Raw genomic sequence first — 18,941 nt, forward strand, 5'->3', positions numbered from 1 at the left:
TATTATTAGTTATTTTATTTACAATTTATAACTTTTTGCGCACGAAGATAATAAATTGAGATTGAATTTCATTCATAATTGAATAACTATTCTTTCTTTTCCTCATTGTTTTGATCATCTGCATTCGCTTCTTGATCTTCATTGTATGTTATTGGTGAGTCTTTCACATTCCAGAATCGATATTCTGTCATTTGTTGATTTGCCTCAAACCCACCCATACCGTGCAAAGTCATTTTATCAGGTCTGAAAACTTCTACATATTTCTTTGAATACACTTTCTGCTGACGCTGATCCCAAAATAATTCTTCGCTCTTAAAAGTCTCTCCTAACTTATTACGTATCACAACATGTCCTTTCAGTTGCCATAGCTTTTTACTTGTAAAGTTCCAAGCTGTATCAGCCTTTACAGTAGCAACTATGCTAAAGATAGTATCGAATTGCTCAACATAAAGGCCGTCAGGGAAAAACCAGTGGGGGTCTTTCGCCCTGTCGAATATTTCCCATGTTTTAGCAATCACTTTATATCGTATGAGCCCCGAATCGGATATTAGCATGGTTACACTATCCGTATTCAAAGAGGGAACCTTATCAGCATCATAATGGAGGTCGACAGTACTCTTTACTTCTTCTTTACAGGATATAAAAAAGAAAGCCATAACAGATAAAAATACTGTTACAACCGATAGATTCTGTCGTGTCTTTAACTGTTGCATTTAAAAAACAAGTAGCCCCAATGTATTATTGAGGCTGAATATAGAGTTATATTTTGTTAGTCAATTTTCTTACGGAAGAACCAGAACTCATTAATATTCACATTTAGAGAAACTCCAAAATATTCTTCGGCAATCATGGTTTTAATCTGTGGCTTAATCTTCTTATATTCGAAGTTTAAATTAATATATGAAACCCTTCCTCCCAGATTATCCCTTATCGGGAAACCAAATCCAAGGGTTGCACCATATTCTTTATATCCTTCTACCTTTTTCGTAGAGGCTTCGGTTACATTCAAATAAGAATTACTATAGTTAAGCCCTCCTCTGAATTTTATTTTTTTGAAGAAACTTCTGTCATACGGATCAATCATATATTCGGCACCTACATTGTACCTCCATCTATTATTGAAACGTTCACTGTCGGACAGTTCATCTCCCATGAGTGAAGAGTATTTCACTCCATCCCATTTCTGGTAGGTAATATCAGCTCCCACAACAAGCCTTTCGTTACGTTTCCAAGTAAATCCGGCTCCATATGTTTCAGGAAGACCTGCACTGATTCCATTCTGAGTAATGGTGTCACCGCTGGCAATACCTCCTGCTACATTCAGTTCATAATGATAATTTGTATAATCTGCTTTTGAGTTTATCTTAGGAGAATATACAGCACCGACTGTAAAGACATCTTTCTTCGAAACAGGGAATTCATATTGAACACCAATATCAAATTTAGCGGACTTTATAGACAGTTCGGTATAATCGGTGGAAGTATAACTATTTGTACCACTAGAACCTACCGAAGGAAGACTTCTTGTATGGTTCATCGTACCAAAAAGAAAAGACGCATTTGCTCCTACAGAGAATCCTTTCAATGGAGTAGAGTAACCTAGTCCTCCATAAACCTGGCTTAGGCCGCCCGATCCGGTGAACGATTTTGTATAAGTTACAGTAGTACCACCGCTTGCAGTCTCTGTTGATCCGAATTTATATCCTACAGAAGAAAAAGGAATAACTCCAAAACTCATACCAAGTCCCTTTTTGAGTGGTACTAAGATTGTGATATAATCCAATCCTCCGCTGTAATGAGAATCTGAATTTGTGCCGTCACTAAGCTTACCCTTATTAAATGACACTCCCATATCAAATAAAAATGTAAGAGAGTCTACTCTCGAATACGAAGCCGGATTGAGAGGGTTCGCACTTTGACTATTACGCAAACCATATCCGATGCCTCCCATCGCTTTAGACGCACCTACATACTGATCTCTCAGAACTCCATAACCATACCTACTGTAAGGGGAATTTGTTTGTGCCTCTATTGAGCATACCATAATAGCCGAAACGGCAAATAAAAGAAGTACTTTTCTCTTCAACATTATAAAATATAATATACAATTTATCTTTACTCTATCGGGAGTATTATATCCCGATGAAAATTACATCTGTTCTTGTCAAACTATAATTCACCATTCTATAACAAAAAAACGAACACTTTATTATTTATAGAGGATAAATTATCTTGGATTTTTTATGGTTCGAAAGAAAATATACTATGAAAGTTAAAATATAAATATAGTATATGCCATAATTCTATAATCCAGTCACAAAGTCTCTTCAGATCTTAATCAAATTTGTGCAAAGTAAATTAAAAAAACTTAGTTAAGCGAGTTTTTAAATAAAATGTCATATTTTTTTTGCCTTAAAAAGGTTAATTATCCTTATTTTGATACCTTTGTGAGTGACTTGAAAAATAATGAGAATACGAGATAAAAACTTCATAAACAATAAGTATTATCAAAAACTAGAACCGTTTAAGGACATCATCTGGTTCTTGGCACTTTTCCTGATATTCGAATTCATATGGAAGCTTTTTGTCCATATAGGAGATGATGAAAAAATACTATTGGTATTGGGTAAAGACCTCACTCGATACACCGAAGGTTTTTGTTTATGGACTGCCGAAACAATTTTCTGGTTGATTCATGATGTTTTAGGCAATCATAATTTTTTCATCAATGGCACTGTACTTCAGTTTGAAGGCTCTATACCCATCGATATAGTTTGGGGCTGTACGGGCCTGAAACAGCTATTCATGTTCACATTTATTCTCACATTTTACTTCGGGCCGATAAAGAAGAAATTGTGGTATTTGCCCATGGCATTGCTTATTCTTTTGATTGTAAATATCCTCCGCCTTATTTTTATCTTCTATATTATAAAAGATCCATTTCCCGAGTGGTTTATATCAGTAAACGAATGGTACAATAACCGTACATGGAGTAACACGAGAGAAAATTATTACCAGTTCTACAAAGACTGGTTCAATGTGTTCCACCGCGATATATTCACATGGATATATTATGATGGTGTTATATTTATCCTCTGGCTTATATGGGAAGAAAAGATAAACAAGCCTTTCTCCCGATTAAAAGCAAAAATATCAAATTAACATCTTTACGATACTATTTGAATCGTCTACCTCTGAAGCGCATATTATACAAAGGCTGAATTATATCCAGAAGCGGAAGAGAAAAATAGAATTTCCCCGAGAAAAAGTATTGAGAAGATTTGTTCAGGATAATCAATTGAGTCGTTAATCTTAGCAAGAACAAGAAAACAGAAAGTCCGAGCAAAGCCCACTGGCTAAAAAATATACTATATACCACTAAGGCAATAAACAATAAATAAAAAGCACTACGGGTAATTGCTTCAAGCGAAAACAATGCCGTCACTCGCTTATTCAGATATGGACGTATAGAGCAGAACGATCTTTTTATTTGTCGCCACAGAGATAAGCCTTCTATATCTGTTTCCATAAAGCTATCTTGCACTAGAGAAACAGATGTATTTGAGTCGTCCATAATACGGCTTATAAAGAGGTCTTCCCCACTCTCTATGTTCAATAGTGAAGCATATCCTTTATGATCAAAGAATAAATGCTTACGAAAAAGAAGATTGCGATAATTGCCTATATATGGTTTTTTATTCAAGACAGAACATATACACTGCATACTAAATAGTAAGTTATCGAATCGAGCTAAACGATTGAAGAACTTCTTGTTCTCTTTGAAGCACGAATACCCCAACACAACATCTTTATCGGAAGACAATTCATTGACCATCGAAGAAATCCAGTTCTTGGATACAGGCTTACAATAAGGCTCGGTAAAAAGCAGAATATCTCCCGTTGCGGCTTTAACACCTATCGTCAAAGCCAATTTACGCCTATCCATCTTTTTATCATTCGAATAAGGAAGATAGGTATGGTATAAATTAGGATAACGCAGCTCTAATGATCTTAACAACACATCACTTTCATCGGTAGATCCGTTATTGACCACAATCACCTCATAATCAAAAAATTCTTGTTCTAGTACAACTGGTAAGTTCTCCGACAAACTATCTACCTCATTCTCGGAGACAATAATGACCGATACTTTCTGCATAAGCTGAGTTGCTTTACCTGTATCCTCAACATCTTTTACAGCCCTTCTATATGGCTTTCTATAATACAGAAAGTAATAAAATAACTGTATTATAAATAAAAGAACAAAGACAGAGAACCCAACAATCTCAGTCAGATTAAATTCGAAAGATGATAGTATTTCAGTCATTCCTATAGTGTGTATTATGAAAGGCCTTTAAACGATACAAGAGTCATACCGTAGTACGACCCTTGAAACATTATATGATAACGTACATTATTAAATTTTATCAGAGAAATAAGATTTAGGGATATCTCTGCAATTGTATTGAGATGCCATTATTTCACCGTATGCTCCGGCAGAACGTAACACCAACAAATCTCCTCTTTTAGACTCGTTCAGTTCGTAGTCTTTTACAAACACATCCGATGATTCGCAAATAGGCCCTACAACGTCATACTTATGTATAGGTAAATCGGAAGATATATTTTCCACCTTATGATAAGCCTGATAAAGAGCCGGACGTATAAGGTCTGTCATACCTGCATCTACGATAACAAAGGTTTTGCTTTCGCCGTGTTTTACATAAGTAACTTTGGTCACCAACGAACCGCACTGAGCAACAATGGCTCTTCCCAATTCGAAGTGAACAACTTGGCCGTCTCTCAACTTTAGTCCTTTATGAAATAACTCAAAGTAGCGTTGAAAATCAGAAATCGGATTTGCATCGGGATCTTCATAGTCTATACCAAAACCTCCGCCGACATTTATATTTTCAAGCTTCATCCCTTTAGCTTCAAACAAGTCCTGTAGTTCGTTTATACGCTCACACAAAGGGTCGAATGTATGCACATCTTCGATTTGTGAACCTATATGAAAGTGAATTCCGATAAGCTTAAGATTCTTCAACGACTTGAGTACCTCAATTGCATTATCAAGGTGAGCCATACTGAATCCAAACTTATTTTCATTTAGCCCAGTAGTGATATATTCGTGAGTGTGCGCATCTACATTCGGATTGATACGAAGAGCTACTTGCGCTGTTTTACCTTTCTTGGCTGCCAACTCATTTAAAACAACGAGCTCAGGCATCGACTCTACATTAAAGCAGAAGATATTGAGGTCTAAGGCCAAATTTATTTCTTTATCGGTTTTCCCAACACCGGCAAAAACAATCTTCGACGCAGGAAATCCTGCTGTTATTGCTGCCTTCACTTCATTTCCGCTTACGCAATCGGCACCAAAGCCTTCTGAGGCAATCAATTCCAATATCCTGCGATTAGCGTTTGCTTTTATGGCATAGTGTTGAATAAATCCATATTTTTTAGTTTCTTCTTTTACGATTTTCAGTGTTCTTTTCAACAAGTCTGTATCGTAATAGTAAAAAGGTGTCTCTATACCTTTCAGTTTATCAACAGGAAAATTTCCTTTTGTCATTTGAAATTAGAAAAATTAATTAAACAATTTATCATTTAATATTTGAAGTGTTCTCTCTTTATCTTTTTTATATATAAGGAACGAAAAGTTATATCTGCTTCCTCCGTAAGACAACATCCTCACCGGAATTTCTTTCATAGCCCCCATAATATCTACCGATATTCCTGAGTCTTGCGATTCCAAGTCGCCGATCACTGATACAATTACCATATCAGGATCTACAGATACAGTTCCATATTTTTTGAGATCATCTACAATGGCCTGAAGGTTACGATCGTCATCGATTGTCAATGATACTCCTACCTCCGAAGTTGCCAACATATCCAGTGATGTCTGATAGTTTTCGAAAACTTCTGCTATTTTACGTAAAAATCCATGGGCAAGCAACATTTTCCCCGACTTTATCTTTATCGCAGTAATATTATCTCTTGCACCTACCGCCTTTATCACATTTGACTCTGTTTTGTTAGATATAAGCGTACCTGCCGCATCAGGATATTGCGTATTCTTTAAGCGAACAGGAATATCAGCAAGTTTAGCAGGGAGAATACTTGATGGGTGAAGTATCTTAGTCCCAAAGTATGCAAGTTCTGCCGCCTCATCAAAATTCAGCTGACGGATAGGCGTTGTTGTTTTTACATAACGCGGATCGTTGTTCTGCATAGTGTCTACATCGGCCCAGATTTCTATCTCTTCGGCATTTGCAGCTACACCTATCAATGATGCACTGAAATCACTCCCACCCTTACGCAAGTCATCTATTTCACCATAAGCATTTTTACAAATATAGCCTTGTGTGATATACAAATCAGCACCTTTAGACTCTTCAAGCAATGCTGATAGTTTCTCCTTAATATATACAGGATCGGGTGTTGAGTTTTTATCTGTGCGCATAAACTGTAGCGCAGGGATCAATACAGCATTTACTTTCTTATCCAACAGATACAGATGGAATAGTTCGGAGCTTATCAATTCACCTTGAGCCAACACCACACGCTCTTCGAAGAGTGTGAACAAGTCTTTGGTAAATGTACGGATATAATCAAACTTGGAAGTCAAAAGCTCATGCGCCAGTTTTTTAGACTCTTCGTTCTCGAAAAGAGAATCAACCAGTTCTACATATTGCTTTTCGAGCCCATTTATTATTTCTATTGCTCCTTCTTGGTTCTTTTTATATAGGTAATCGGATATCTCAGTCAAAGCTTCGGCCGTGCCACGCATAGAAGATAACACAACAATATTGCCATTATCCTTCGCTACAATATCAGCCACTTCTTTTATTTTGTCAACAGTAGCTATAGATGCACTTCCAAATTTTTGAACTTTCATATTAGTACCTTATTTATAAATATTAGCCGTAACCAAGATGCAAAAGTACAAAAATTTTTGAGCCTTCATTTCAGATTTACACATATATTTACAATCAAGCTCTATTTTTATCAAAAAAATACACAATAGTCTATTTTAATTGAAAGCGATAGCTTAAAACAACTACGCTACCACACAAACCAACAATCAAGTATCTGATTTAAAGTGAATTAACATTATAAAACATCAAATTACAGTTAATATATTTCTGTATTTAACAAAAAGACTTTACCTTTGCAGCCGAAAATCAAAACAAGGATATGCTAAGCGTAGTATAATTTGTTTTGTATCCCAAAAATTGGGAGGGCCATATTCTATTTCTGTGAGGCATTGGGATAAGGCTTTAGTGGTAACCAAATAATTATTTTATGAAGTATGCGAAGTATTTCTTGTTTGTAGGTATTGCTTTAATCGGCTTATCATCGAATACAACAAGAACTTCTGGGCTTTCTTCGGAAGGTATTTATCCGGGAAACCTGTTCCCTGATATCAAGAATTTAGAAAACAAATCAGGGACAAAAATGAACCTGTCTGATCTGAAAGGTCAAAAAATATTGGTAAATTTCTGGGCTGCTTATGACGCCCCTTCACACAAGGACAATGTACTTTTTGCAAATGTAATAGAGAACAAAAAGTATCCTGTGAGAATGGTGTCAGTATCTTTCGACAAGAATGAATCTGTATTTGAAAGAACGCTGACTATGGATCGCATAGATGCGAAGTATCAGTTTATAGCAAAAAACGATGCTTATTCAAGCTTATACAATCATTACCAATTGAGGAAAGGATTTAAGAATTACTTAATCGATGAAAACGGAGTAATTATGGCAATGAATCTTTCGCCCAACGATTTAGATCAGTTATTGAAAAAGAATTAATTGATTTCATTTATTATAAAGCGTTTCATTTCCAGAAAATGAGACGCTTTATTCTTTTTATTTTTATCTTGCAGCGTAAATCACAACAAGAATGACAAAGCGACAAAATACACAAGTCAACAAAGGCATAATAGCAAAAACACTCGACTGGGCTTACTCTAAAGCCGTAAGCGGATTTACCGGAGTAGACTCGGCATACGATCTGGGTAATAGCTACCTCGCACAAAAAGGTTCACTCGAAGATCAGGTAGACTCTCTTATCAAATGGCAAGTAGCCAAAGCTGCGACAAGCGGTTTTGTGACAGGACTGGGAGGAGTTATGATAATGCCGCTGACGGTGCCGGCCAATATAGCCAGTGTAATTTATGTTCAGATACGAATGATTGCAGCCATAGCATACATGGGAGGCCACGATATTCGCGAAGACAGGGTAAAGTCGCTAATTTATATATGTATGGTAGGCAACGGAGCCAAAGAATTACTGAAAGATATGAGCGTAAAAGCCGGAGAAAGGCTCGCAACCAAAATAGCAGAGAAAGTGAGTATCAATATAGCGAGCAAAACAGGGCAAAAGAGTGTTACCTCCCTAGGTAAGGCCGTGCCGGTATTGGGTGGCGTGGTAGGCGGTTCATACGATGCGATAACAACAAGAGTAGTTGGAAAAGTGGCCAAAAAGATTTTTATTGACAAACAAACTTCAGAAAAAGACTAGCCCCCGATAGAGCATCACTCAAAAACATATTCCGTTGATAATACAAATCTTACTCCCTGCTTTTTCGCTTTATCAAAAATAGTCTTGGCATTTTCATTACCCGGATTTATCCAAGACATGCAATCTGTGAGAACAGTAACTTTCTTTGCCAACTCATCGCTTTCATCGAGAATATCATTCAAAGAGCTTGCAACACAATAGTCTGCCGCTTCACCCATCAACAACACTTCATCGAAAGCATTCAGTACCGACAACAAGGTTCTATTCAAGTGGGTTCCCACCTCATTCTCCCACTCTACGGCCGCTCTAAAAATACTATAATGTTCTGTTGATTGCGAATATCCTTTATAGAACAACTCATACGAATGTGCATTATCAATAGCCCACTGGGTCAGGCTGTCTGTCAAAGCCTTATTGATTGCCCACCCCTCTGTACCCAATATACAATGCATAGGCCATATGGTGCAAACACCGCCCTTAGCCTCCAGTTGCTCAAGATAAGGAAGAGCCTTTTCTTTATTAAATTGAGGTATCCAAACTCCTTTTCTTACATCAGAAGCCGTTATCGAAGAAAATAAAGCCGGACGATTGCCTAGCTCTCCTTTCCAATAGCATTGATGTGCAATATGAATCGGTTGATGAGAATCCAATGTAAGTGCTATATAAGAGATTTGCTCCTGATTCTTTAATATAAAATCAGCCATACGTTTCACGTCGGCATCCGCACCTTTCACAAACAGCTCTCCTGTTGGTAAGGTAAAATCATTTTGGATATCAACACCGAGTATAGCTACTTTTTTCATAATCTCCTGTATTTGTTCAATATTATATTAGCTCTTACAAAGATACGACAAAAGGTAACAAAAGTAACACATATTACACAGTTTCTACCGTGTCACTTTGGGTAATTACAGATCAATTTTAACACACTAATGAAGGGAGTAACAACCTTTATCTAATTTAGATAAATATAATCAGAAATGATAAAAATGCCGTATCTTCAAGCAATAAAATGGCTCTTATGCAAATACATATAAACAAAGGTGTTTTCTATTCATTTAAGATAAAAGACAGAAAACGATTAGAATCGGGCATTCTCCTCGTTGAAGGAGAAGATTGGGTACTGATCAGCAGTATTTTTTCTGATTATATTGTGGATGGTTATATGCTCATTAATAAAAAATATATAACATCTATACACAGAACCGAAAAAGAGATGTTTACCGAAAAGGTGCTGAAAGCTTCTGATAAAACAGACATTGTACCATACATAGATATACCTCACTTATCGATAGACTCTCTTTTCAAATGGCTTGAAGACAAACATATTGTTTTTCAGATAGACAACAGGGATGAGAACCAATGCTGGATAGGTAAAATATTAGACTCGACCAAGAAATCCATATTCCTTACGCCGCTTACGCCTAAAGGTGAATGGGACAGGTCTGTATATTACGCTTTTCGTAAAGCCAATATTCGTATTATTTCTTTCAACAGTGATTATATCAATTCACTAATGGCATATAACAAAAAACATGTTGAAGAGAGTGAATGATAACCTAAAATAATAAAAGATGCGGCTTAACAAATAATACACAGACTAAATATCTATTAAATAAAAAAATAAGATGAAATGGGGAAATTTAAGACTTTTTGTTCCCAATTTTTTTTTATATTTTTACACCGCATTTACTTAAAGAGTACCAAAAGATTATATGGAAGAAGAAAAGATAGTACTACCCGAAATAAATTATTCTGACGATGATATAAAAACCCTCGACTGGCAGGAACATATCCGCCGTCGTCCGGGTATGTATATAGGAAAATTAGGTGACGGTTCATCTGCCGATGATGGTATATATGTACTTCTCAAAGAGGTGCTGGACAACTCTATTGACGAATATATGATGGGATTTGGCAAAAATATCGACGTCTCTATCGCCGACGGCGTTGTCAAAGTACGCGACCACGGACGTGGTGTGCCATTGGGAAAAGTAAAAGACGTTTCTTCGAGAATGAACACCGGCGCTAAATATGACTCCAAAGCTTTTAAGAAGTCTGTGGGGTTGAATGGTGTTGGTATAAAGGCGGTAAATGCATTGTCTTCTTTTTTCCTTATCCAAAGTTATCGTGATGGTCAAACAACCTCTGTAGAATACTGCAGAGCCATTGTAGAAAAGGAAGAAGCAATACACCCTACAAATGATGAGAATGGTACTCTTATCGAATTTATTCCGGATCCTACAATTTTCACAGGATACGCCTTTAGGGACGACTATGTAGAAAGCCTTCTTAAAAATTATGTATTCCTCAATACAGGGTTAACAATAACATATAACGGAAAGAAATTCCACTCCAAAAATGGTCTTGTAGATTTGCTTAATGAGTATATGACTTCCGAGCCTTTATACCCTATCATCCACATGAAGGAGGCAGATATAGAGGTCGTGATCACACATACCGATCAGTATGGAGAAGAATATTACTCATTTGTGAATGGACAGCATACAACACAAGGGGGAACACACCAGTCGGCTTTTCGTGAATCATTATCTCGCGTGATAAAAGAGTTCTATAACAAGAATTTCGATTACGCAGATATACGTAGCGGAATAGTTGCGGCAATCAGTGTAAAAGTAGAAGAACCGGTTTTTGAATCGCAAACAAAGACTAAACTCGGATCTAAAGATATGGGGCCGGGAGGTCCTTCTGTTCAGAAGTTTATCGGTGATTTCTTAAAGAAAGAACTGGACAACTATTTACATAAGCATGCAGATACTTCAGAAGCTTTATTGAAAAAAATTCTGGAATCGGAAAAAGAGCGTAAAGCTATTGCCGGTGTAACAAAACTTGCTCGCGAACGTGCCAAGAAAGCAAACCTGCACAATAAGAAGTTACGCGACTGCCGTATACATTACAATGATACCAAAGGAGACAATTTGGATGAAACAAGCATATTTATCACCGAGGGAGACTCTGCGAGTGGATCGATTACAAAAAGCCGCAATCCAAATCTGCAAGCTGTATTCAGCCTACGAGGTAAACCACTAAACAGCTTTGGGTTAACAAAGAAGATCGTCTACGAAAATGAAGAGTTCAATCTTCTACAGGCAGCTTTAAATATAGAAGACGGATTGGATGGATTACGCTACAACAAAATAATTATTGCAACCGATGCCGACACCGACGGGATGCATATACGCTTGTTGTTACTCACATTCTTCTTACAGTTCTTCCCCGATCTGATAAAGAAAAATCATGTATATATTCTTCAAACACCACTCTTCCGTGTACGGAACAAGAAAGAAACAATCTATTGCTATACAGAAGAGGAGCGACTGAATGCAATCAAAAAACTGGGTTCGAATCCGGAGATAACACGATTTAAAGGATTGGGGGAAATATCTCCCGATGAATTCGTTCATTTCATAGGAAAAGATATTCGCCTCGACCGTGTATCGATGAAAAAAGAAGACTCGGTAAGCAACATGCTCAACTTCTATATGGGCAAGAATACACCCGAAAGACAAGAGTTTATTATCGACAATCTTGTAATCGAAGAAGATTAACATCATTATATGAATAACAACGCACACGCAATTATCCTTATTTCATCGCCCGATCGTCCGGGACTGGTAGCTGCAGTTACCGACTTTATCAATATAAACGGTGGAAATATCATCAATCTGGAGCAACATGTAGATAAACAGGAAAATACGTTCTTCATGCGTATAGAATGGGATCTTGCAAACTTCATTATTCCAAAGGAGAAAATGAGCGATTACTTCCAAACCCTATATGCGAACAAGTATAACATGACATTCAGGTTATACTTTAACGACCATACACCGCGTATGGCCGTTTTTGTTTCCAAAATGTCGCATTGCCTTTTTGATATACTGGCTCGCTACACGGCCGGAGAATGGAAAGTAGAGATACCTCTCATCATCAGCAATCACGAAGACCTACGATGGGTAGCAGAACGCTTTGGCATTGAATATCATGTACTAAAGCTCAACAAAGACAATAAGGACGAAATAGAAGCAAAACAACTCGTTCTCTTAGAAGAAAAGAAGATCGACTTTATTGTTTTAGCTCGCTATATGCAGATACTGACCGATAAGTTTATTGAGTCATATCCAAACAAAATAATCAATATACACCATTCCTTTTTACCCGCCTTTGTAGGTGCAAGACCATATCATGCGGCTTACGAACGAGGAGTAAAAATAATAGGGGCAACAAGCCACTATGTAACAACCGAGCTTGATGCGGGGCCGATTATAGAACAGGATATTACACGTATCACTCACCGTGACAGCGTTGAGAATCTGGTACGCAAAGGTCAGGACTTGGAAAAGATTGTACTCTCTCATGCCATAGAAAGTCACCTGAAACGGCGCATATTGGTATATAAAAATAAGACTATCTTATTCTCATAAAGTACAAATATTCTGGCGTTTTATGTTATTTAATATACTAAGGCTAGAAGATTTTAAACTATGTTTGGTTATATTTGTACTGCTTTAAGTTTAGTCCACTCAAAATCTAAAAAAATATAATAATATTAATCTTAAATACGATCGTATGTTTAAAAATCATCCTAAAGGTTTAATAGCTGCATCATTATCAAATATGGGAGAACGTTTCGGCTTCTATATTATGATGGCTATTTTAACTCTGTTCCTGATGTCGAAGTTCGGATTAGACAAAACACATGCAGGGATAATTTATTCTGTATTTTATTTCTGTATCTATGCTTTTGCACTTATTGGAGGGCTTATAGCCGATAAAACAAAAAAGTATAAAAGTACAATTCAGGTAGGTATAGTATTAATGGCAATCGGTTATATGATCATTGCAATCCCTACCCCAACACCTGTATCTAGTTTTTGGCCATTCATTATCCTTACTTGTTTCGGGCTGTTTGTGATAGCCTTCGGAAATGGTTTATTCAAAGGAAACTTACAGGCATTAGTAGGGCAAATGTATGATAACCCACAATATGGAAAAATGCGGGATTCCGGTTTTTCTCTATTTTATATGTTTATCAATGTCGGTGCTATCTTTGCTCCGCTAATTGCTGTAGGCATAAGAAATTGGTGGTTAAAAATCAATGGATTTTCATACAACTCAGACCTACCGGCTCTTTGCCACCAACATTTAGAAGGATCACTTTCCGGCGAAGCTGCAACCCGATTAAGCACATTGGCTCCTCAGGTTAGCTTAAACGGAGCACCGACCAATCTAACTACATTTGCTAACGAATACCTAAACGTATTCAACACAGGATTCCATTATGCATTTGGTATTGCTATTGTAGCGATGTTAATTTCGTTTACGATATATTCAATCAACAAAAAACGATTCCCAGATCCGGCATTAAAAGTAAAAGCCGCAAGCACATCAGCTGATGCCACTGTAGAAAAAGAAATGGACTCTAACGAAGTTAAACAACGTTTGTATGCCTTATTCGCAGTATTTGCTGTTGTTATATTCTTTTGGTTCTCATTCCATCAAAATGGTCTTACGCTTACATATTTTGCAAATGATTATACCGATCTGAGTAAGATGAATCTCAACCTCTTTGGCTTGGTTACATTAGAAGGTGCTGAATTGTTCCAATCATTCAATCCTCTGTTTGTAGTATTCCTTACACCTGTTGTATTAGCTATATTTGGATGGCTAAGAGCTAGAGGAAAAGAACCTTCTGCACCTAAAAAGATTGCAATAGGGATGGGTATTGCTGCTTTAGCTTATGTTGTCATGACTATTGGATCGTTAGATCTACCTGCAAACTCAGCAGTAAAGGCAATGGGCGGTCTGGCAGACTCGGCACGGGTAACTCCATTCCTTTTGATAGGAACGTATTTAATATTAACGATTGCTGAATTATTTATCAGTCCTTTGGGTATCTCATTTGTATCTAAAGTAGCACCTCCTCAATATCAAGGTATCATGCAGGGATGCTGGTTAGGAGCTACAGCACTAGGTAATCAATTATTATTTATTGGTGCAATATTATACGAAAACATCCCTATCTGGGCTACATGGGTAGTATTTGTTGCTGCTTGTTCTATATCAATGTTTACTATGTTGTTTATACTGAAGTGGCTTGAACGTATAACAAAATAAGAACTTTAGTTATATAAAAAAATAGCTCCGAATATAAATCGGAGCTATTTTTTTATATCGTAACAGTTTTATTCTATTTCTTTTCCATCAATCTCAGGAGTATTCTCAATCAAGTCTGTCTTATTTTCTTTCTTGCTTCGGAAAACAACAACCAGATAAATTATCGATAAGATAGAAGCAGCACACAACAAATATACGCCACTCCCCGCCCCCGGCAATTTATAGAACAAGTTCAGAGAAACAATAAAAGCAAATATGCTTGTTATTAGTAAAAGGACTCTTGCCGTTTTTTGTCTTAGCATAATCCAAAAACCAATTGTAATTACACTAAACAAAGGCACTAAATACACCACATGGGTACTATATATCCACTCCTTGTTTTTTGAAAAGAACTTAATAAAGTTGGTAGCCTTCGTTATCTTTTTTTGTAAATCGGGCACATCCCATCCCACAATTTTAACACCCCACTTATCGAGCCAGGGAAGAAAGAAAGCTATAATAAAAAGCAGAGCAAAAATAAGCTCAAACGATAAATACCTGTTTTTCTTTTCCATACAATTCTCTATAATTCAATTTCATCGGCTGAAATATAGCCATGTGTTATACAATAGAAGATAAGTCCCGAAACTGTTTTTATTCCCAGCTTAGCTGTTATATTTTTTCTGTGCGAAAGCACTGTGTTCAAGCTTATATTCAGCTTATCTGCCACCTCTTTATTTAAAAAGCCTAATGCTATGAGACGAAGGACATCCAGTTCTCGTTCAGATAGAGGCTGTCTTTTGTTATCACGCGTAATGCGTCCGCTAACAAAAAGTTCTTGCAAGTCTTCAATTCCCGATTCGGACAATTCGTCAATCATTGGTTTCAGCACCTTTTCTCTTATGCGATTATGCTTCTCCAGATCTTTCTGAAAGCTGTCTATTGTAAATATAACAGCATAACACATATTCTCATTAAAATTACCCGATATATGCTTTATTATAATACTCTTAAGATCGGTCAACAAGGCGAGAGGAGCATCTCCATTTACCATTCCTTGCTCTATCTGAACCATTAATTCCTCTTTAAATTCGGAGAACAGTCTACTGATGAGTTTCATTTGAGCATTGTTGGGGTCGCTCATACCGATGAAAGCTTTCAGATGCTTCTCGAAGTTGTATAACTGCCCATGAATCAGATACGCATCTGTCTGCTTCAAATATTTAATGACAAGCTGAATATCGAACTTCTGAAGCTTCTTTTGAGGAAAATAATCTTCGTTAAGAAAAGTATTCAGTATTACAAGAAAAAATTCTGTATTTACTCCAACCGAATCGCATATCTCACCTATACTTTTGTCACCAAGTCCGAGCTTGATTCCAAAACGATTAACAACAGGTATCAGCTGATGATTATCCTCGATTACTTCCGATAAAATGGATGATGATTCTAAAAAAAGCATAACTTTAGGTTTTCATTTTTTCTGTAAGCAAAAGTACAGATTAATTCTGAAAACATATTTCTATTTTATACCAGTAATTTTATATTAAACCTATTATTACTCAATGCTTATAGATTTTAACAATAATCTGTTAAAAACAATCGATAGCAAATCTAGAGTTCTGTAATAAACAAATACGGAGGACAATTGTTTACATATTATATACAACGATAAAGAACACTATATATGAAAAAGATTTTATTCACGTGTATAATGCTCTCAGGACTGATAATCAGCTCTGTAAACGCACAAAATATAAATAATAACAATCAAAAAACAAGAACTATGAAATTTGAATTACCAAAGTTGCCTTATGCAACAAATGCTCTAGAACCTGTAATTGGTCAACAAACAATTGAATTACATTATGGTAAACACCTTCAGACTTATATTACAAATCTGAACAATCTGATTCAAGGTACTAAGTTTGAAAATGCAGATCTAGAAACAATCGTAAAAGAAAGCGATGGAGCTATCTTTAACAATGCCGGCCAGACATTGAACCACAACATATATTTCCTTTCATTCAGCCCTAACGGTGGCGGAGAACCTAAAGGTAAACTTGCCGAAGCGATCAATGCTGAGTGGGGATCTTTCGAAAACTTCAAGAAAGAATTTGTTACAGCCGGTACAGGTGTATTTGGTTCTGGATGGGTATGGCTTGCAAAAGATAATGCAGGAAAACTACAAATAACAAAAGAACCGAATGCAGGAAATCCGATAACAAAAGGATTAACTCCACTATTGGGCTTTGACGTGTGGGAACATGCATATTATCTAGACTACCAAAACCGTCGTGCAGACCATCTTGCCGAGCTTTGGAAGATTATAGACTGGAATGCAGTAGAAGCTCGTTATTAATAAAAAAACAGCATTTAGAGATCATAAAAAAGCTCCTTATTACTAAGGAGCTTTTTTTATATATTATAGTTTCAGGTATTAATTGATATATTTTATTTTCTTCACAAATTTAGGAGCAACACTAAATCGTTTAGTGTAGCTCATCTGCATAGTTTCTGTATTTAAAGTCATCCTCAACAGCTTAGAATTAGCAACATATATCTGATTCACAACCACAGACAAACCAATAGACCAATCCTCCGCATTGTATCCCATAGATATACGAGGAAATACGGATGGGGAGATTTCAACTTTTTTGAAAGAGGTCAGATTCTCCGTTCCTATATTTAAACCAACCGAAACTCCTCCCGATAAATAAAAGTTTTTACTGATTATCCAATTATAAACATATCCTCCACTAACATTCAATTGATAGTTTCTTAATCTCTTATGCAGATTTAGCTGTAATGTACTATCAGAGCGTATTTGATTGTAGTATATTCCTCCACCCAATTGCCAGCTTCCGGCAGATTTGAGTTGCTTTTCACTTTGGTTAAATGCTGCTTTATAAGAAAATTTCTTATTATTGAATACATACTGTCCAAACACTCCATATTGAATGATACTTATATCGGGATACAGAGTAAATACCTCATCATTTTGCTCAGTATAAAAACCTTTATATCGTTGAAAAAAAACATCAGCGATAAATTTTCTTCCATAGTAATGATATTGAAAGTCAAATATCGCCGTCTTTCCCCGATCCTTATCGCGCATAAATCCAAACCCATATCCCCCACTTATAGAATAATTTTTGTACGTGATGCCTAGTCCCAAACTCACAGGACTATTGGGCATATAGGTTATTTCATTATTATCATCTATCTCATGAGTTAGTGAAGTATATTTATAATATACATGAGGTTTCAGAGACAGCTCATGCTCATACGGTTGAATGTATGTGCTATCTACCTGAGCCCGGATTATAAAAGGAGTTAATAAAAATATTAGAAGAAATATAAATTTACAATACTTCAGAATTCTAGCAATAAGAAACATTTAATACGTTTTATTCGGAAAATTACGTAATATAAACGATCCTACCACCAGAAAAGTATATAAGTCAATGTTTTTAGTTAATTATAAGAAAGGTATAGATATTAAATCTCCGTATTCTAATAGGTAAATAGTAGAATACGGAGTCAAATTGAAAAGGTTGGAAAGTCCGACTATTATAGATATTCTTCTCAATTCTCACTTTGAATAATTAATTTTTTTGAAAAAATTATTTTGATGAGTAAGGGTACTACTGCGATCAGTTAATACATAGTATAGAATACCTGAATTTCATTCTCCAGTTTTTTAATTACGCATAATATATAAGAATGAAATAGATAAATAGATTTATATCATTATTTTTGTTCTTTTAGTGGTTATAAGTTTTAGTTCTTCTTTAAGATCTAATAAGAGTAACAGAGCTCAGAATAATTCTCATATTGGTATTTTTTCTTCTAGGACAAAGTTCCCAAATGAGTCATAGTAAATACAAGTCTTATTTGCTGTATCTATTTCCCATTTATAAATACCTGTTTCTGCCGAATTCTCACAAAAAGTAAAGTAATTGGTCTTACCTTGTTGATGTGCTCTCAGATACTCCTTAAATTTTATAATATCAGTATCAGATATTATATGTAATTTTTCATATTCAGCCTCCGACAAAACTATGTGTCCATCATTGCCGACGTATTCGGCATGACCATCATTTACATAAATAGAATAACTTGATACCCCCATGGCAATAAGATCGCGGATATACTGAGGAAAATCAGCACCACTCTTAACTTTAGAATGAGCGTCTTCTATTTGACGGAGTGTAAACATGTTCACTATTTGATTCGATATTATAAACAAAATAATCAGATCAAATGTTCATTCAATCTAATATTTACGAAT

At 36.1% G+C, this 18,941-nt stretch carries 18 protein-coding genes; 8 read left to right on the plus strand and 10 right to left on the minus strand.

What is annotated here, in order from left to right; all coding sequences use genetic code 11:
• Positions 1-86: 86 nt before the first annotated feature.
• Positions 87-713, minus strand: coding sequence for an LPS export ABC transporter periplasmic protein LptC (gene lptC, locus LDB17_RS12480; RefSeq protein ID WP_252638047.1), 627 nt, complete (start codon positions 711-713; stop codon positions 87-89).
• 56 nt (positions 714-769) lie between these two features.
• Positions 770-2,089, minus strand: coding sequence for an OmpP1/FadL family transporter (locus LDB17_RS12485; protein WP_252638048.1), 1,320 nt, complete (start codon positions 2,087-2,089; stop codon positions 770-772).
• A gap of 377 nt (positions 2,090-2,466) precedes the next feature.
• Between LDB17_RS12485 and LDB17_RS12490 the strand changes: the two genes are divergently transcribed.
• Positions 2,467-3,162, plus strand: a complete 696-nt coding sequence (locus tag LDB17_RS12490) for an archaeosortase/exosortase family protein (RefSeq protein WP_252638049.1) — start codon at positions 2,467-2,469, stop codon at positions 3,160-3,162.
• Positions 3,163-3,175: 13 nt separating this feature from the next.
• Here the strand turns inward: LDB17_RS12490 and LDB17_RS12495 are convergent, their stop codons facing one another.
• The 3 genes from LDB17_RS12495 to LDB17_RS12505 form a co-directional block, all read right to left on the minus strand.
• Positions 3,176-4,327: a glycosyltransferase family 2 protein gene (locus LDB17_RS12495; protein ID WP_252638050.1), complete on the minus strand. Its 1,152-nt coding sequence runs from the start codon at positions 4,325-4,327 to the stop codon at positions 3,176-3,178.
• Between the two features lie 90 nt (positions 4,328-4,417).
• Positions 4,418-5,575, minus strand: coding sequence for a diaminopimelate decarboxylase (gene lysA, locus LDB17_RS12500; protein ID WP_252638051.1), 1,158 nt, complete (start codon positions 5,573-5,575; stop codon positions 4,418-4,420).
• Positions 5,576-5,590: 15 nt separating this feature from the next.
• Entirely contained in the window at positions 5,591-6,904 is a 1,314-nt protein-coding gene (locus LDB17_RS12505) for an aspartate kinase (RefSeq protein WP_252638052.1), read from the minus strand.
• A gap of 407 nt (positions 6,905-7,311) precedes the next feature.
• Here LDB17_RS12505 and LDB17_RS12510 point away from each other — a divergent pair, with 407 nt between their 5' ends.
• Together LDB17_RS12510 and LDB17_RS12515 are read left to right on the plus strand one after the other, a co-directional pair.
• Positions 7,312-7,821: a peroxiredoxin gene (locus LDB17_RS12510; protein ID WP_252638053.1), complete on the plus strand. Its 510-nt coding sequence runs from the start codon at positions 7,312-7,314 to the stop codon at positions 7,819-7,821.
• Between the two features lie 91 nt (positions 7,822-7,912).
• Positions 7,913-8,533, plus strand: coding sequence for an EcsC family protein (locus tag LDB17_RS12515; RefSeq protein ID WP_252638054.1), 621 nt, complete (start codon positions 7,913-7,915; stop codon positions 8,531-8,533).
• A gap of 14 nt (positions 8,534-8,547) precedes the next feature.
• Here LDB17_RS12515 and LDB17_RS12520 read toward each other — a convergent pair whose 3' ends face one another.
• Positions 8,548-9,336 (minus strand): hypothetical protein, encoded by a 789-nt coding sequence (locus tag LDB17_RS12520; RefSeq protein WP_252638055.1) that lies wholly within the window; start codon positions 9,334-9,336, stop codon positions 8,548-8,550.
• Positions 9,337-9,554: 218 nt separating this feature from the next.
• Here LDB17_RS12520 and LDB17_RS12525 point away from each other — a divergent pair, with 218 nt between their 5' ends.
• From LDB17_RS12525 to LDB17_RS12540, 4 genes are all read left to right on the plus strand, one after another.
• Entirely contained in the window at positions 9,555-10,088 is a 534-nt protein-coding gene (locus LDB17_RS12525) for a hypothetical protein (protein WP_252638056.1), read from the plus strand.
• Between the two features lie 160 nt (positions 10,089-10,248).
• Positions 10,249-12,102 (plus strand): DNA topoisomerase IV subunit B, encoded by a 1,854-nt coding sequence (locus LDB17_RS12530; protein ID WP_252638057.1) that lies wholly within the window; start codon positions 10,249-10,251, stop codon positions 12,100-12,102.
• Between the two features lie 9 nt (positions 12,103-12,111).
• Positions 12,112-12,975 (plus strand): formyltetrahydrofolate deformylase, encoded by an 864-nt coding sequence (purU, locus tag LDB17_RS12535; protein WP_252638058.1) that lies wholly within the window; start codon positions 12,112-12,114, stop codon positions 12,973-12,975.
• Positions 12,976-13,120: 145 nt separating this feature from the next.
• Positions 13,121-14,668 (plus strand): peptide MFS transporter, encoded by a 1,548-nt coding sequence (locus LDB17_RS12540; protein WP_252638059.1) that lies wholly within the window; start codon positions 13,121-13,123, stop codon positions 14,666-14,668.
• A 68-nt stretch (positions 14,669-14,736) separates the two neighbouring features.
• Here LDB17_RS12540 and LDB17_RS12545 read toward each other — a convergent pair whose 3' ends face one another.
• Entirely contained in the window at positions 14,737-15,222 is a 486-nt protein-coding gene (locus LDB17_RS12545) for a hypothetical protein (protein WP_252638060.1), read from the minus strand.
• An 8-nt stretch (positions 15,223-15,230) separates the two neighbouring features.
• Positions 15,231-16,109 carry a LuxR family transcriptional regulator gene (locus LDB17_RS12550; RefSeq protein ID WP_135105255.1) on the minus strand — a complete coding sequence of 293 codons (879 nt, stop codon included), beginning with the start codon at positions 16,107-16,109 and terminating at the stop codon, positions 15,231-15,233.
• A 324-nt stretch (positions 16,110-16,433) separates the two neighbouring features.
• Between LDB17_RS12550 and LDB17_RS12555 the strand changes: the two genes are divergently transcribed.
• Complete coding sequence (locus LDB17_RS12555) at positions 16,434-17,009, plus strand: superoxide dismutase (RefSeq protein WP_185091201.1); 576 nt, start codon at positions 16,434-16,436, stop codon at positions 17,007-17,009.
• A 78-nt stretch (positions 17,010-17,087) separates the two neighbouring features.
• On the opposite strand, the gene LDB17_RS12560 is transcribed toward LDB17_RS12555, so the two are convergent.
• A complete protein-coding gene (locus tag LDB17_RS12560; protein WP_252638061.1) occupies positions 17,088-18,047 on the minus strand; it encodes a DUF4421 domain-containing protein in 960 nt (319 codons plus the stop codon).
• 432 nt (positions 18,048-18,479) lie between these two features.
• Positions 18,480-18,869: a DUF1398 domain-containing protein gene (locus tag LDB17_RS12565; RefSeq protein WP_252638062.1), complete on the minus strand. Its 390-nt coding sequence runs from the start codon at positions 18,867-18,869 to the stop codon at positions 18,480-18,482.
• Positions 18,870-18,941: the final 72 nt, after the last annotated feature.

This window comes from Dysgonomonas sp. Shenzhen-Wh21, assembly GCF_043392705.1.
Taxonomy (GTDB): domain Bacteria; phylum Bacteroidota; class Bacteroidia; order Bacteroidales; family Dysgonomonadaceae; genus Dysgonomonas.

Bases quoted from the DNA above. Each gene is read 5' to 3' on its own strand.
- lptC (WP_252638047.1), bottom strand. From the start codon at position 713: ATGCAACAGTTAAAGACACGACAGAATCTATCGGTTGTAACAGTATTT.
- LDB17_RS12485 (WP_252638048.1), bottom strand. From the start codon at position 2,089: ATGTTGAAGAGAAAAGTACTTCTTTTATTTGCCGTTTCGGCTATTATG.
- LDB17_RS12490 (WP_252638049.1), top strand. From the start codon at position 2,467: ATGAGAATACGAGATAAAAACTTCATAAACAATAAGTATTATCAAAAA.
- LDB17_RS12495 (WP_252638050.1), bottom strand. From the start codon at position 4,327: ATGACTGAAATACTATCATCTTTCGAATTTAATCTGACTGAGATTGTT.
- lysA (WP_252638051.1), bottom strand. From the start codon at position 5,575: ATGACAAAAGGAAATTTTCCTGTTGATAAACTGAAAGGTATAGAGACA.
- LDB17_RS12505 (WP_252638052.1), bottom strand. From the start codon at position 6,904: ATGAAAGTTCAAAAATTTGGAAGTGCATCTATAGCTACTGTTGACAAA.
- LDB17_RS12510 (WP_252638053.1), top strand. From the start codon at position 7,312: ATGAAGTATGCGAAGTATTTCTTGTTTGTAGGTATTGCTTTAATCGGC.
- LDB17_RS12515 (WP_252638054.1), top strand. From the start codon at position 7,913: ATGACAAAGCGACAAAATACACAAGTCAACAAAGGCATAATAGCAAAA.
- LDB17_RS12520 (WP_252638055.1), bottom strand. From the start codon at position 9,336: ATGAAAAAAGTAGCTATACTCGGTGTTGATATCCAAAATGATTTTACC.
- LDB17_RS12525 (WP_252638056.1), top strand. From the start codon at position 9,555: ATGCAAATACATATAAACAAAGGTGTTTTCTATTCATTTAAGATAAAA.
- LDB17_RS12530 (WP_252638057.1), top strand. From the start codon at position 10,249: ATGGAAGAAGAAAAGATAGTACTACCCGAAATAAATTATTCTGACGAT.
- purU (WP_252638058.1), top strand. From the start codon at position 12,112: ATGAATAACAACGCACACGCAATTATCCTTATTTCATCGCCCGATCGT.
- LDB17_RS12540 (WP_252638059.1), top strand. From the start codon at position 13,121: ATGTTTAAAAATCATCCTAAAGGTTTAATAGCTGCATCATTATCAAAT.
- LDB17_RS12545 (WP_252638060.1), bottom strand. From the start codon at position 15,222: ATGGAAAAGAAAAACAGGTATTTATCGTTTGAGCTTATTTTTGCTCTG.
- LDB17_RS12550 (WP_135105255.1), bottom strand. From the start codon at position 16,109: ATGCTTTTTTTAGAATCATCATCCATTTTATCGGAAGTAATCGAGGAT.
- LDB17_RS12555 (WP_185091201.1), top strand. From the start codon at position 16,434: ATGAAATTTGAATTACCAAAGTTGCCTTATGCAACAAATGCTCTAGAA.
- LDB17_RS12560 (WP_252638061.1), bottom strand. From the start codon at position 18,047: ATGTTTCTTATTGCTAGAATTCTGAAGTATTGTAAATTTATATTTCTT.
- LDB17_RS12565 (WP_252638062.1), bottom strand. From the start codon at position 18,869: ATGTTTACACTCCGTCAAATAGAAGACGCTCATTCTAAAGTTAAGAGT.